This is a genomic window from Gottschalkiaceae bacterium SANA (assembly GCA_036323355.1).
Taxonomy (GTDB): Bacteria; Bacillota; Clostridia; order Tissierellales; family GPF-1; genus GPF-1.
Map to the genome: position 1 here is coordinate 2,354,134 of AP028876.1, position 14,060 is coordinate 2,368,193.

The 14,060-nt window shown below is 43.4% G+C and carries 12 protein-coding genes and 1 other RNA gene; 3 read left to right on the forward strand and 10 right to left on the reverse strand.

What is annotated here, in order from left to right; all coding sequences use genetic code 11:
* Positions 1 to 11 precede the first annotated feature (11 nt).
* The 3 genes from AC25CA_RS11235 to AC25CA_RS11245 all read left to right on the forward strand — a co-directional run bounded on the left by AC25CA_RS11235 (position 12) and on the right by AC25CA_RS11245 (position 1,744).
* Positions 12 to 350 carry a cupin domain-containing protein gene (locus tag AC25CA_RS11235; RefSeq protein ID WP_486813917.1) on the forward strand — a complete coding sequence of 113 codons (339 nt, stop codon included), beginning with the start codon at positions 12 to 14 and terminating at the stop codon, positions 348 to 350.
* 29 nt (positions 351 to 379) lie between these two features.
* Positions 380 to 847, forward strand: coding sequence for a hypothetical protein (locus tag AC25CA_RS11240; RefSeq protein ID WP_486813918.1), 468 nt, complete (start codon positions 380 to 382; stop codon positions 845 to 847).
* Positions 848 to 1,165: 318 nt separating this feature from the next.
* Entirely contained in the window at positions 1,166 to 1,744 is a 579-nt protein-coding gene (locus AC25CA_RS11245; RefSeq protein ID WP_486813919.1) for a prepilin-type N-terminal cleavage/methylation domain-containing protein, read from the forward strand.
* A gap of 212 nt (positions 1,745 to 1,956) precedes the next feature.
* Here the strand turns inward: AC25CA_RS11245 and ssrA are convergent.
* From ssrA to gpmI, 10 genes are all read right to left on the reverse strand, one after another.
* Positions 1,957 to 2,311, reverse strand: a transfer-messenger RNA (tmRNA) gene (ssrA, locus tag AC25CA_RS11250).
* Positions 2,312 to 2,317: 6 nt separating this feature from the next.
* On the reverse strand, positions 2,318 to 2,770 hold the full coding sequence (gene smpB, locus AC25CA_RS11255; RefSeq protein WP_486813920.1) for an SsrA-binding protein SmpB: 453 nt from the start codon (positions 2,768 to 2,770) through the stop codon (positions 2,318 to 2,320).
* An 89-nt stretch (positions 2,771 to 2,859) separates the two neighbouring features.
* Positions 2,860 to 4,965, reverse strand: a complete 2,106-nt coding sequence (rnr, locus tag AC25CA_RS11260; RefSeq protein WP_486813921.1) for a ribonuclease R — start codon at positions 4,963 to 4,965, stop codon at positions 2,860 to 2,862.
* 36 nt (positions 4,966 to 5,001) lie between these two features.
* Positions 5,002 to 6,177: a D-alanine--D-alanine ligase family protein gene (locus AC25CA_RS11265; RefSeq protein WP_486813922.1), complete on the reverse strand. Its 1,176-nt coding sequence runs from the start codon at positions 6,175 to 6,177 to the stop codon at positions 5,002 to 5,004.
* A gap of 82 nt (positions 6,178 to 6,259) precedes the next feature.
* Positions 6,260 to 7,882: a UDP-N-acetylmuramoyl-tripeptide--D-alanyl-D-alanine ligase gene (locus tag AC25CA_RS11270; RefSeq protein ID WP_486813923.1), complete on the reverse strand. Its 1,623-nt coding sequence runs from the start codon at positions 7,880 to 7,882 to the stop codon at positions 6,260 to 6,262.
* Positions 7,879 to 8,652, reverse strand: a complete 774-nt coding sequence (locus AC25CA_RS11275) for an alpha/beta fold hydrolase (RefSeq protein ID WP_486813924.1) — start codon at positions 8,650 to 8,652, stop codon at positions 7,879 to 7,881. Before AC25CA_RS11275 ends, AC25CA_RS11270 begins: the two co-directional genes overlap by 4 nt.
* 87 nt (positions 8,653 to 8,739) lie before the next feature.
* Positions 8,740 to 10,764, reverse strand: coding sequence for a sodium-translocating pyrophosphatase (locus AC25CA_RS11280; protein WP_486813925.1), 2,025 nt, complete (start codon positions 10,762 to 10,764; stop codon positions 8,740 to 8,742).
* 49 nt (positions 10,765 to 10,813) lie between these two features.
* Positions 10,814 to 11,044, reverse strand: coding sequence for a preprotein translocase subunit SecG (gene secG, locus AC25CA_RS11285; protein WP_486813926.1), 231 nt, complete (start codon positions 11,042 to 11,044; stop codon positions 10,814 to 10,816).
* Between the two features lie 114 nt (positions 11,045 to 11,158).
* Positions 11,159 to 12,454: a phosphopyruvate hydratase gene (gene eno, locus AC25CA_RS11290; protein ID WP_486813927.1), complete on the reverse strand. Its 1,296-nt coding sequence runs from the start codon at positions 12,452 to 12,454 to the stop codon at positions 11,159 to 11,161.
* 69 nt (positions 12,455 to 12,523) lie between these two features.
* Complete coding sequence (gpmI, locus tag AC25CA_RS11295; RefSeq protein WP_486813928.1) at positions 12,524 to 14,056, reverse strand: 2,3-bisphosphoglycerate-independent phosphoglycerate mutase; 1,533 nt, start codon at positions 14,054 to 14,056, stop codon at positions 12,524 to 12,526.
* Between the last annotated feature and the right edge of the window lie 4 nt (positions 14,057 to 14,060).

The following is a 14,060-nucleotide window of genomic DNA, read 5'->3' on the forward strand; positions in this document are numbered from 1 at the left end:
TGGAGGTTGAAATGTTTATAAAAAATAATCAAGTTACTACGTTTGATCTAGCAAAAGGAATATCAAGCAAAATACTTGCACATGATGAGAACCTTATGATTGTAGAAAATACCTTTTCCACAAACGCTATCGCACATATGCATCAACATCCTCACGAACAAGCAGGATATGTATTGTCTGGAGTCTTTGAATTTGCTATTGCTAAAGAACGTCAAATTCTACAAAAAGGCGATAGTTTTGTCATCAGCAATAACATGCTGCATTCATGTCGTGCTATAGTGGGCGGAATCATTCTCGATATTTTCACACCTTGTCGCAACGATCTTCTTGTGAAAAGTCAGAATAGCTAATAAAATTCCAAATTTTAAAGGAGGTAATCATGAAATATTCATATCCCTATCACCTTTTCCTAGTAGGTCTATTACTCTTTGGTGGCATGTGTAGTTTTGGTTTCTACACGATCACGCAGATAAGCCCACTTCCACTGCTTCTTATGGTCCTTTACGTACTGGCGTGTTGTCTTCTAGCTGTTTGGTATGTAATCTGGTATCAAACCTACAAAAATAGCTACATTATCGTTACAGATTTGACATTAACAATCGTAAAAGGCGAAAGTAAAACCGTATTGTCATCTGATCAAATTTTTTCTATTGTTGAGTTCAACAAAGAACCATACTCTAGAGTATTGAATCAACTGCATATCTCTAATACACTTGGTCAACCAATCTGCATATCAGATGAAATCAAATCTTACAACAAATTAAAGGATCACCTCCGCAATTTATTCCCCGAGAAATACAAAACTGAATCCAGTTGTCTAGCTGAAACAACGAAGTTCATAAACTAATCGAATTCCTATCAAGTTTCAAATATAACGATTTTCATTTTCCCCATCAACTTCACAATCCAGAACTTCTATTCTTGATTGTGGAGTCTTTTTTTGATATTTATTCCAATTCATCATGCTATTTACGATAATATACTTTTACTAGCTTATTGGTAATCATGAGCAAATAGCAGCTATGATTCATTTGAATGTTCTAATCACAGAAAATTATCTACTTTTAGATTTAAAGCACTGAAAAACTCTTCGAAAGAATTTATGCAAAATTCTAAAACTATACATTAATGCAAATACATAATGATAAAAAGGAGAAAGTATTACATGAAATATGAAGAATCAGGATTTACAATAATTGAACTAATCGTTGTTTTAGCAATTCTTGGAATTATACTAGCGATAGCCATCCCAAATTATTTGGGATATCAGGCAAGAGCGGAAGCAAAAGCCGCTGTCGCATCTCTAGAATTGATTGAGGATGCTATTATCCTTCATAAAATTGACACTGGAAGCTGGCCGCATTCTAAACAAATTAATCAAGATCCCGGTTTAGTGACAAACATCCATTCGCTCTCAAACTGGAATGGTTCCTATTTGAATGAATGGGCTCCTCCATTAGAGTCAATCACCCAATTTTCATTTATAGATTACACAAAAAATGCGATCCCTTTGTTTGAAAATTTTAAAGCAAGACTCTTTAGTTCCAATGAAGTGTCCGACAACGTAAAACTACTAGTAATGGCTCATGTAAGCAATGAAATGATTTTACAAGCAGAACAAACCATTGATGGCAATCTTGCTTCAGCAACAGGAGACGACACTTTTGGTTTGACTGGAAAAATCCGATACAAACTTTATCCTAATAATAAGAATCTTCTTGCACTCGTTATATCGTTTGAATAAATCACTAATAAAAATTTTCGTCACGCACTAATTGTTTAATCATCTTGCAAACCTTCAATAATCTACGAATAATATAGCACCTAGATTTATGTTTCTATATAAAGAAGGAACGAAATGATTCTTTACCTTATTCCACCACTGGCAGCGGTGTGTTTGTGTTTGATTCCGAAATTTTAGCAAAACAAAAAACGGACCGAAGTCCGTTTTATCTGTGGTGGAGGTGGTGGGAGTCGAACCCACGTCCGAAAGCCTTTTCCGTTCTGCTTCTACTGGGATAGTTGTTGATTAAAGTTTAACCCTTGCCGCCCCCCAACAACTAGCGGAGACCCGAGCGAGCCTGTAATACGACCACATGGACCAGGCAAGCCATGTGTCGTTTCCTGCTTTTAAATGAAGCTCAAGTCCGATCTGCAGGTCGATCGATCAGGAGCTACTACCTTATAGCTTAGGCAGCGTAAGCGTAATTATCGTTTGCATTTGTTTTTTTGACCGCTTTTTAGATGAACGTGTCACAACATCCCCGGCTACAAAAAGTTCCAGACCCCCGTCGAAACCAATTTCACCCCCATGATATTAATGATCGCGCATAGCGCGTTTCATTCGTCTGTCAGCATCGCGCGCAGCGATGGTATGACGCTTGTCATGAAGTTTCTTTCCTTTGGCAATGCATATCTCTATCTTTGCCTTTCCAGCCTTTAGATAAATCCTCAAGGGAATAATCGAATATCCTTGTTTCTGCACTTGGCCAGCCAATTTGGTGATCTGGCGTTTATGCATTAACAGCTTCCGTGTGCGAACCGGATCCACATTGTAGATATTTCCTTGTTCGTAGGAACTGATATTCATCTGATGCACGAAAATCTCGCCTGCTGTTATGCCGCAATAAGACTCCTTCAAACTCACCTTGCCCTGTCGAATCGATTTGATCTCTGTACCCGTCAAAACAATACCACACTCAAAGGTGTCTTCTATGAAATACTCATGACGTACTTTTTTGTTGTTTGCAATTACGCGAATTCCGTCCATACTCTACCCCTCAATTCTTCTGACGAAAAAAACATACGTTTGTTTCATCAGGAGATGCTTACTCATTATAGCACCTCCTTCAAAAGTCGTCAATCTACCAAAACAAAGTCGATCAATCGACGTTCCAAATCAGTTTTTGCAACTAATATCTTAACACGATCTCCCATGTGAAAACTCTTGCCGGATAATGGATCTTCCACGCAGAATCTCGCCTCATTAAATTCGAAAGAGCCCTCGATCGTATCCAGGGGAACCATGCCCTCTACGGTGTTGTCTAGGGCCACATAAAAACCAAAGCCCGTAACACCCGAGATCACACCCTCAAAAGTTTCTCCTAAGAATTGTGACATATACTCTGTCATCTTCAGCTTCACGCTCTCACGCTCCGCGTCCTGTGCTTTTCTCTCACGTTCTGAACTAGTATCGGCTACACCCGCAAGCAATCGCTCATAGTGGCTGATTCGCTTCTCATTCATCTCTCCATGGAGTTGTTCCTTAATAATCCGATGGATCTGCAGATCGGGATATCGACGAATCGGTGAAGTGTAGTGGCTGTAGTATTCTGCTGCCAGGCCAAAGTGTCCCTCGCTTTTGGCTGAGTACTTCGCCTTTTTTAAGGATCTCAACATCACCATGCTGATCACTGCCTCTTCCGGTTTCCCCATCACCTTATCCATGACCTGTTGCAAGGCCTTAGGATGCAAGTCCGTTCTACCCTTCAAGGTAATACCGAAATGATTGACAAAATGAACGAAAGCTTCAATCCTCTCCTCATCCGGCGTTTCATGGATCCGATACAAAAATGGAATGTCCATCCAAAAATATCGTTCCGATATGGTTTCGTTGGCCAAAAGCATAAACTCTTCAATCATGCGATTGGCAATTCGGCGATCCGCCTTCTTGATCTCAACGGGTTTCCCTGACTTGTCCAAAATCACTTTGGCTTCATCAAAGTTAAAATCAATGCTGCCTCTTAGTTCTCGCTTGCGACGTAATCGTCCGGCCAAAACCGCAGAATCTCGCAAGGCCTGAATCAATTCCTCGTTATCGAAATTCGACTCATCCATGTGTTGAATCAAATCGGAAACGTCGGTATAAGTGAGGCGTGCTTTTGAATGAATCACGGTCTCAGCAACCCGCGAATCTTCCACGGCACCCTTGGCTGAAATCGTCATGATAATTGATAATGCCAGGCGGTCAACACCAGGATGCAAACTACAAAGTCCATTAGACAAATGCTTGGGAAGCATGGGGATCACACGATCCACCAGATACACACTGGTTCCCCGCATTCTAGCTTCCTTATCCAGTTCGCTGTATTCCTTCACATAATTGGTAACATCGGCAATATGAACGCCGAGCTCAAATCGATTATCGGGCAAACGCTTAATAGAAATGGCATCATCCAAGTCCTTGGCGTCGGCACCGTCAATGGTAAAGATCAAAGCATCTCGCCAGTCCTCACGGCCCTTGACATCCGTCTTCGAAATTTCTGTATACCGCTTGGCTTCTTCAACCACCTTCTTGGGAAATCCCTTTGGCAATTGATGCTTATGAATAATCTCTGCGATATCGATACCCGGATCGCCTACGTCGCCCACGACTTCAATAACTTTCCCTTCGGCTTTTTTTCCATCTGTTGGCCACTTGGTAATCTTGGCAATGACTTTTTGCCCATCTTTGGCTTGCATCATCTTTTTGGCTGGTATAAAAATATCACCATGAATACGCTTGTCGTCAGGAACGACAAATCCAAAGTTTTTGGTCTTTTGTAGGGTTCCAAAGAAATTGTCGGTCTTTCGCTTGATGATTCGTTCAACAGCACCTTCTGATTTTTTTTCATCGGGTCTACCCTCTTTGATTAGACGCAACAAAACTGTATCCCCGTCAAAGGCACCCATTGTATTGCGGCCCGCAACAAAAATATCATTTTCAATCACCCGTTCCGGACGACAGAAAAAGAAGGATCGCTGGCTTGCCATCATAACGCCCTTGCGGTAACCCATCCATTCCGGCAACCCGAACCGTTGCTTATTTTGAACCAAATCCCCAGATGACACCAATGAATCGATGATACCATAGAAGATTTTTTTTGATTCCTTATCAATTTTAAACATACTTTCCAGTTCGCGCTTGCTCAAGGGTTTCGCTTCTCCCTCAACCAAAGCTGTCAGTATTTTTTCTTTCATATCCATATTGTTTCTCCTTCATAAAAATAGAGGCATTCGCCCCTATTTTTTTACACCGCCACCCATTCGTTGATAGAGTTTCACATCGTATGAGGTGACATTCTTTTGTTTTTCTTGATGTGCCGCTAGAGCCAATTCAATCTGCTTGCTACATAAATCTTTAAAAGAAATACCGCCGGCTTCCCATAGATAGAAGGCCATGGAGCCCGGAAGCGTATTAATCTCGTTTACGTAAATCTCACCTGCGCCGTTCAATAGAAAATCAATGCGGGCATCGCCTCTGGCATCAATGGCCCGAAAGGCATCCTTAGCCAATTGCTGAATTTTCGCCGTTTGCTCATCGGGAAGATCAGCCGGAATTCGTCGCTTTGCGGATTCCATCCCTTTTCCACCCTTGCCGCCCTTGGCACCATTAATATATTTATCCTCGTAAGAAAGGAAGTCTTCCCAGGTAACAGGTTCCTCGCACACCGACGCCATCAGGTCCGCGTCACGTCCCATGACAGCACAGTTGATCTCGCGAAGGGGTAAGATTGCCTTTTCAACGATCACCTTGCGGTCGTAGCTCATGGCGACCTCTACGGCGTGGATCAATCCCGCTTGATCTTCCGCTTTGGAAATACCGATACTGGAGCCCAGGTTGGCGGGTTTTACCACCAATGGGTAGCCAATGGCCTCAGCCTGTTGAATCAGCTTTTCTTTCTCCCCTGCCCACTGACCACGATAGAACCATAGGTGGGGTACAATTGGCAAACCTTCCGCCTTAAACACGGACTTCATCAATACCTTATCCATGCCCACGGCCGCCGCGACCACACCGCAACCTGTATAGGGAATGTTCATGGTTTCAAACAAGCCCTGCAGGGTGCCATCTTCTCCATTGGTCCCATGGACCACTGGGAAAAATGCATCTACGGTTACGATCTCTTTTGATTCAAACATCTTACGTGTCATTGGATCCCGGTATAGAGTGAAATCATTGCTTCTTGCTACCGGCAAGCATTCAACCAAGCCTTTCAATGTTTCATTCTTAAAGTTCATAATGTCAAAAAGGGCATCACCTGTCCACCATTTCCCATCCTTATCGATGTAAATTGGTACTGGTTTATATTTTGTAAGGTCCAGGTTCTCCAACACTTGAATTCCCGTTACGACCGAAACTTCATGTTCAACACTGCGTCCACCAAAAATCACTCCGACGCTAATTCGTTTTTCCATCTCTCTGTCATCCTCCAATTTTCAAATCTCTTCCTCTTATTCTACCATAAGGGCAAAAGAAAAAACAGGCGATGAACGCCTGTTATTCGTTATAGGAATCCGGTAAATCATTTTCAAAAAGCACGACATCACCCGGAAGTAATATCTGACCCAAAAGGGCTGTAACTTCAGTCATGGTTCGAACAATATGGATCTGTTCTTGTGGATATTCCTTATTTGCCAGCCCCTTTTGAATGGGCTCCGTCTGTTTGGGTCCAACAAGAACAACAACCTGGCAAACATCAGCGATATACTCACCAAATTTCTCGTTTGCTTGCGTTTGGGTTTCACCTAATTCCACCATACCTGGTGTAACAATCACACGTTTTCCCGTATCAAAGGCTTCTAAAACATCCAAAGCTGCCTTGGAGCTGACTGGATTGGAGTTAAAGGCATCATCGATGACCAAAACACCCGTTCCTGGGTCGATCAATTGCAAGCGATGCTCTACGGGTTCGATCTTTGCAATCCCTGCTGAAATCTCTTCTAGTGTCATGCCTAAGACCTTTGCTACACTGGCGCCGGCCAAAATGTTTTGAATATTATGCTTGCCAAGAAGTTTGGTCTGACAAGCAACCCGATGGCCTTCCTTGTCGACCAAATCAAAGGTAGAGCCCTTCATGTTCACTTGAATCGCATCTGCACGAAGATCTAGGCTGGCCGGATCAGAATCAATTCCATACAGCACCTTCTCCTTGAAAGTCTTATCCGCCAATTTTTTCAGATTCGGATCGTCATAATTAAAGATGGCAATCCCATCACAAGGCAGATTCTCTATCAATTCATACTTGGTTTTTACAATATTTCCAATATGACCAAAGGTCTCTAAATGCGTAGGACCAATCGCTGTAATTACACCAATCTGGGGCTCCGCCAATTTAGCCAATTCTTCAATCTGACCCATGGCACGCGCACCCATCTCACAGATGAAGATCTCGTGTTCTGCCTTAAGATCATTATTAATAACCTTGCATACCCCCATGGCTGAATTGAAACTCGATGGGGGAACCAAGGTGTTCCATTTCTCATTCAAGATGGTACCCGTGATAAACTTTGTGCTGGTTTTCCCGAAACTACCGGTAATACCAACCACTTTCAAATCCTCTCGACTTTTAATTTTTTCATTGGCCTGATCATAAAATCCTTGATTGATTTTATTTTCATAAGGAATTAGAAGAATCATAGAAGCCAGCATGGAATAAAAACATAGACCATTTGTTAAGATAAACGCCACGTATAGTCCAATGGCAAGTCCATTTATGCCACCAACAAAAAATCCAATCAATCCCGAGACCAAAAGCACAAACCCAGTCAATTGCATCCATCCGGTTCGTAGGCGCTTGGCGCGGCCCGTCATCACCAATGGTTTTTTCACTTCCTTAGTTAGCTGCATCCACGTCATTAAAAGCAAAGCCATCATCCCAATACTGATCCAAGTAAAATTCTGCCCAAAGATCAAAGCGAGACAAAGTAAAAGTCCAACAACGAACGCACTTCGATGGGTCGAGTTGAATCCATAATCGGTATGATGGTGCTTCCACCCCTGAAATTCTGTGGGGTTGTACCCTTCTAATTGTGCCATATGCAAATAATAGGTCATTCGTTTGCTAACTACCGCACCCCAAACCAGAGCAACCAATACCATCAAGCTGAAAGTTATACTCATCTTGTTTCCTCCATTTTCATAAATACACGCATGACTGCTTGAAATCGGCCCATTTGATCAAGAAAGGAATAATGTCCAGCTTGTTCAAAAACCACAAGGCCTGCATCCGGAATTTCACTTTCCATAAGCCGACCCATTTCAACCGGTGTATCCATATCGTCGTTGCCCCAAATAAGCAGGGTAGATGCCTGTATCTTCGACAAGAGCGGCTCCAGATCATCCGCCAAAACCCTTACCATAATACGCCGCATAATTCCCGGAGACTCTTTATAATCCGCAGAACCAAAACGACGATAGAATCGCTCTAGCTTTGCTTCCGAACGGTCCCAAAAAGTCAATGCCAGATAGATCCGCTTTAAAATCTTGAAATTCAATATTTTCACTCTTACTTTAAAGCTTTTCTTCTTCACCAAACCAGCACTGTCCACCAAAATCATCTTTTTTACGCGCTCTGGATATTGGCTCGCCAAAATAATCGATACCCGCCCGCCATGGGAATGTCCCAAAATATGAAAATGATCAATTTCAAGATGACTCAACAAAGCTTCAATGTGATTAGCAAAGTCATAAGAATTCCAAACGTCCTTGGGTTCTTCACTTTTTCCAAATCCGGGCATATCAATAGCAATCACTTGATAGTGGGTTTGAAGCAAGTTTGTAATCGACTGCATCGTTGTGAGATTCGCCCCCCAACCGTGCAGGATAACAACAGGCTCGCCTTGTCCCGTGCTTTCATAATGTGTCTTGAGCCCTAAGATGGTTGCTTCCATGGTTCACCTCCGCAAATTCACCTCATTATATCGAATTTTGGTGGGAAAATCAAAAAAAATAAAGGGAAGCCGAAGCTTCCCTCTTTCCTACAAGAATAAAGGTACAAACACCAAGGCGACAATTGTCATCAACTTAATCAAGATGTTGATAGACGGTCCTGAAGTATCCTTGAACGGATCTCCAACGGTATCGCCAACTACTGCTGCCTTATGAGCCTCAGAGCCTTTGCCTTCGTAATTTCCTTCTTCAATATATTTTTTCGCATTATCCCAAGCACCGCCTGCATTTGCCATAAAAATAGCCATCAACACGCCACATACCAAGGCTCCTGCTAACATACCGCCCAATGCTTCTGGTCCAACGAACACACCCATTACAATTGGTGCAATCACGGCAATCAAGCCGGGCAGAATCATTTCACGTAGTGCTGCAGATGTTGAAATATCAACACAGCGATTATATTCAGGAACCGTAGTTCCTTCCATAATGCCAGGAATATCTCGAAATTGTCGTCTCACTTCTTCAATCATTGAATTAGCCGCTTTTCCTACTGCTTGCATTGTAATCGCAGAGAATAGGAATGGCAACATACCACCGATCAACAAGCCTGCAATTACATCAGGATTCGTTAATAGAATAATAAGTGCTTGTCCCGTTTGCAACTCAACGGCTGCTATGTAGGATGAAAACAATGCCAAGGCAGTTAAAGCTGCCGATCCAATAGCAAAACCCTTTCCGATAGCTGCGGTTGTATTTCCAACTGCATCCAACTGGTCCGTGATTTTTCGGACATCCTTAGGCATATCACACATCTCAGCAATTCCACCAGCATTATCAGCAATGGGACCGTAAGCATCCACCGCAATGGTCATACCCGCTGTAGACAGCATGCCTACCGCTGCCAAGGCGATTCCATACAAGCCTTGGAAATGAAACGCAATTAAGATACCTGCAGATAAAACAATAATCGGCAAGGCTGTAGAAGCCATCCCCACTGACAAACCAGAAATAATGGTTGTCGAAGCACCCGTTTGCGATTCACGCGCAATACCATGCACCGGACGATAGGCTGTTGATGTATAATACTCCGTAATTTTTGCGATTAGGAGTCCTACAACTAAGCCGGTAACAATAGCAAAAAAAGGTTCGCTTGATCCCAATAAGCGGTTGCTTAAGAAATAAGAAGCGGCTACAACAAGTACCGCACTGACTGCAGTACCCGTGTCGAGTGAACGTTGAGGATCTTTACCTTCATCGCCACGCACAAAAAGTGTGCCTACGATCGATGATAAAATCCCTGCTGCTGCCAAAAGTAACGGAAATATAACAGCTTTTTCAGCCATTTGAACGTCTGCTCCGTATGTTACAATCCCCAAAGTAATGGCCGATATAATCGAGCCTACATACGATTCAAACAAATCCGCACCCATTCCAGCAACGTCACCGACGTTATCGCCTACATTATCGGCAATAACCGCTGGGTTTCTAGGATCGTCCTCAGGAATACCTGCTTCAACCTTTCCAACTAGGTCAGCGCCAACATCGGCTGCCTTGGTATAGATCCCGCCACCAACACGTCCAAATAACGCGATGGAAGAAGCGCCCAAACCAAAACCGGCAATTTGACTTGCTGCCGTTGTCATGACCTCTATGGTCGCATTGTCCCCTACAAAAACATAAAAGACCAATGAAACGCCCAAGAGACCCAATCCAACTACACTCATTCCCATTACGGCTCCACCCGAAAAGGCTACGGATAACGCTTTGTTCATCCCGCCTTCTTGAGCAGCTTGTGCCGTTCTTACATTTGCTTTTGTTGCCACACGCATACCGAAAAAACCGGCTGCAGCGGAAAGAATAGCGCCTATAAGAAAGGCTACTGCCGTTGGAAGATTGATTAGCAAGCTGAGTACGACGAATAGAACCCCAACAAACATCGCAAGCGTCTTATACTCTCGCATTAAGAACGCCATTGCTCCATCGTGGATGTAACCCGCAATCTCCGCCATACGGGGAGATCCCGCGTCCACCTTCTGGATCATCCGTGCTTTACTCACGGCGAATCCCAGAGCAACGATGCCTACCAGTGCTGCTACAATCATGTTATTCAATTTTTTTACATCCTCCTTAATCTAAACCATGCATTGAGTTAGATTTGTTTTATTGAACGACTGTTAGAATGAGCGTTGAAAGAAGAAATACAATCGCTAGTCCTGACGTTACTTTTTCAAGTTTCGACTCATAAGACTTCGCTTTGTTTTTTCCCCAAATTTGCTCGGCTCCTCCGCCAATCGCACCTGACATACCTGCTTGTTTTCCTTCTTGCAACAAGATTGTCGCGATCAATCCCAAGCTCGCCACAATAATGATAATATGAAGTAATGTTTGCATCTTTTTCCCTCCGTTCACCATGAAGTGTTTAACGTACCTATTTTAACATACAGACCATCAGTTTTCAAGAAAATGAAAAACGGCCGGATATCCGGCCGTTTGATCTTTGCTTCTCTATGCTTTGATGTTGTAGAAAGATTTCAATCCGTTGAATTGAGCAACCGTATCTAATTCTTCTTCGATTCTCATCAATTGATTGTATTTTGCTACACGATCTGTACGAGAAGGTGCGCCAGTCTTGATTTGTCCAGCGTTTGTTCCAACAACCAAATCAGCGATTGTTGTATCTTCTGTTTCACCAGATCGATGAGAGATAACCGCAGTGTAACCCGCGCGCTTCGCCATTTCGATCGCATCCAAAGTTTCTGTGATGGTACCGATTTGGTTCACTTTGATCAAGATTGAGTTTGCAATCCCCAATTTGATACCTTTACTCAAACGCTCTGTGTTTGTAACGAACAAGTCATCACCCATGATTTGAACTTTTTCGCCCAATCTGTCAGTGAACAATTTAAATCCGTCCCAATCTTCTTCAGCCAAACCATCTTCGATTGAGATAATTGGGTATTTTGCTACCAATCCAGCATAATACTCAACCATTTCAGCAGAAGTCAATTTTCTGTCTTCGCTTGCTAGATTGTAAAGTCCAGTTTCTTCTTCATAGAACTCTGACGCTGCAGGGTCCATTGCAATTCTGAAGTCATCACCTGGTTTGAAGCCGGCTTTGCCGATTGCTTCAACAATTACTTGAAGTGCTTCTTCGTTTGAACCTAGGTTCGGAGCGAATCCACCTTCATCACCAACTGCTGTGTTGTATCCTTTGCCTTTCAATACGCCTCTAAGCGTATGGAAAACTTCCGCACACCATCGAAGGCCTTCACGGAAAGAAGGAGCTGCAACTGGCATAATCATAAATTCTTGAAGATCAACGTTGTTGTCCGCATGTGAGCCACCATTGATGATATTCATCATTGGAACTGGAAGCGCTTTTGCGTTTACACCACCGAAGTATTGGTACAGTGGAAGACCACAGTACTCAGCTGCAGCTCGCGCTACTGCCATAGAAACACCCAAAATCGCGTTTGCACCCAAACGGCCTTTGTTAGGCGTTCCGTCTAATTCGATCATTGCTTGGTCAACAGCAACTTGCTCACGTACATCATACATGCCAATCAATTCTGGCGCGATAATCTCGTTTACATTTTTCACTGCTTCCAAAACACCTTTGCCCAAGTAGCGGCTCTTGTCGCCATCTCGAAGCTCTACTGCTTCGAATTGACCTGTAGACGCACCAGAAGGAACAATTGCGCGACCAAAAGCGCCGCTTTCAGTAACAACCTCAACCTCTACCGTCGGGTTTCCTCGAGAGTCTAAGACTTCTCTTGCATAAACATCACTAATAATACTCATGAAATTCTCCTCCTTCAACTTGATTCATCCTAATTATATGCTAACTGCGCAAGTTTTCAACCTTTATTACTATTTTTTAATGAGTGATTTTCCCGTCATCTCTTCTGGGATCTCCACATTCATCATTTCAAGCAAGGTTGGTGCAAAATCCGCTAAGATTCCGCCCTCGCGCAATTCCAAATCACCTGTTCCTACAAAAATGGCTGGTACCAAATTTGTCGTGTGTGCCGTCATCGGCTTGCCTTTCTCGGTCAACATTTGCTCCGAGTTGCCATGGTCAGCTGTAATAATAGCCTTCCCGCCGATTTCCTCAATGGCTGCCAGTACCTCACCCAAGCAAGTATCAACAGTTTCCACTGCTTTCACTGCCGCTTCGATAATGCCGGTATGTCCCACCATGTCTGGATTGGCAAAGTTTAATATCATCAGATCGTATTCGCCTGAACGGATTCGTTCCACCGCATTGTCCTTGACCTCGATTGCGCTCATTTCCGGTTGAAGGTCATAGGTTGCAACCTTCGGAGATGGAATCAAGACTCGGTCCTCACCAACATTAGGCGCTTCCACACCACCGTTGAAGAAGAACGTTACATGGGCGTACTTTTCCGTTTCTGCGATTCGAAGCTGCTTTAACCCCTTTGATGCCACATATTCGCCAAGGGTATTTTTATAACTATTTGGCGGATAGGCCACAGATACATTCTCAATGGTTGCATCGTAGGTTGTTAAACAAACATACTCTGTTGATACCTTTTTTTCTCGATTGAAACCCGTAAAGGTTTCATCCACAATCGCACGCGTAATTTCACGAGCACGGTCGGGTCGGAAGTTTGTGAAGAGTACACTGTCACCATCTTCTATGGTGGCAATTGGTGCTCCGTCTTTCGTGATTACGGTTGGAAGAACAAACTCGTCAAAGATTTTTTCTTCGTAGGAATTTGAAACAACGTCAATCGCCGATTCACTTGTTGGACCCATTCCTTGAACCATAGCTTGATAAGCTAGCTCAACACGATCCCAACGATTGTCTCGATCCATGGCGTAGTAGCGTCCAGAAACCGTAGCGATCTCACCAAGACCGATCAGCTTCATCTCTGCTTCCAGCTTGCGTACATCTTCGAGGCCAGCGTTTGGTGCTACGTCACGACCATCCAAGAACACATGGACATAAGCCTTTTTCACACCCAGATCTTTCGCCATACGCAAAAATCCATATAGGTGTTTCACATGAGAGTGAACCCCACCCTGAGAAACCAATCCCATGAAATGAAGCGCCTTATCGTTTTTCGCAGCGTCCATCATAGCTGATTTTATCGTTTGATTCTCAAGAATGGTGCCATCTTCAATGTCTTTTGTGATTTTTGTTAGAAATTGATAGATAATTCTTCCCGCACCAATATTCAAGTGTCCAACTTCTGAATTTCCCATTTGCCCATCCGGCAAGCCAACGCAAAGACCGCTAGCACACACACTTGTATGTGGGGCTTCTTTCATTAAACGATCGAAATTCGGTGTGTTGGCAAGATGAACCGCATTGCCGACACCCGGCTTTGCCATTCCCCAGCCATCCAGGATAATAAACCCTGCAAATTGCTTTGCCATGATG

Excerpts from the sequence above, each read along its gene's own strand:
- secG (WP_486813926.1), bottom strand. The coding sequence starts at position 11,044 with ATGCAAACATTACTTCATATTATCATTATTGTGGCGAGCTTGGGATTG.
- AC25CA_RS11240 (WP_486813918.1), top strand. The coding sequence starts at position 380 with ATGAAATATTCATATCCCTATCACCTTTTCCTAGTAGGTCTATTACTC.
- AC25CA_RS11265 (WP_486813922.1), bottom strand. The coding sequence starts at position 6,177 with ATGGAAAAACGAATTAGCGTCGGAGTGATTTTTGGTGGACGCAGTGTT.
- rnr (WP_486813921.1), bottom strand. The coding sequence starts at position 4,965 with ATGGATATGAAAGAAAAAATACTGACAGCTTTGGTTGAGGGAGAAGCG.
- AC25CA_RS11235 (WP_486813917.1), top strand. The coding sequence starts at position 12 with ATGTTTATAAAAAATAATCAAGTTACTACGTTTGATCTAGCAAAAGGA.
- AC25CA_RS11275 (WP_486813924.1), bottom strand. The coding sequence starts at position 8,652 with ATGGAAGCAACCATCTTAGGGCTCAAGACACATTATGAAAGCACGGGA.
- eno (WP_486813927.1), bottom strand. The coding sequence starts at position 12,454 with ATGAGTATTATTAGTGATGTTTATGCAAGAGAAGTCTTAGACTCTCGA.
- gpmI (WP_486813928.1), bottom strand. The coding sequence starts at position 14,056 with ATGGCAAAGCAATTTGCAGGGTTTATTATCCTGGATGGCTGGGGAATG.
- AC25CA_RS11245 (WP_486813919.1), top strand. The coding sequence starts at position 1,166 with ATGAAATATGAAGAATCAGGATTTACAATAATTGAACTAATCGTTGTT.
- smpB (WP_486813920.1), bottom strand. The coding sequence starts at position 2,770 with ATGGACGGAATTCGCGTAATTGCAAACAACAAAAAAGTACGTCATGAG.
- AC25CA_RS11270 (WP_486813923.1), bottom strand. The coding sequence starts at position 7,882 with ATGAGTATAACTTTCAGCTTGATGGTATTGGTTGCTCTGGTTTGGGGT.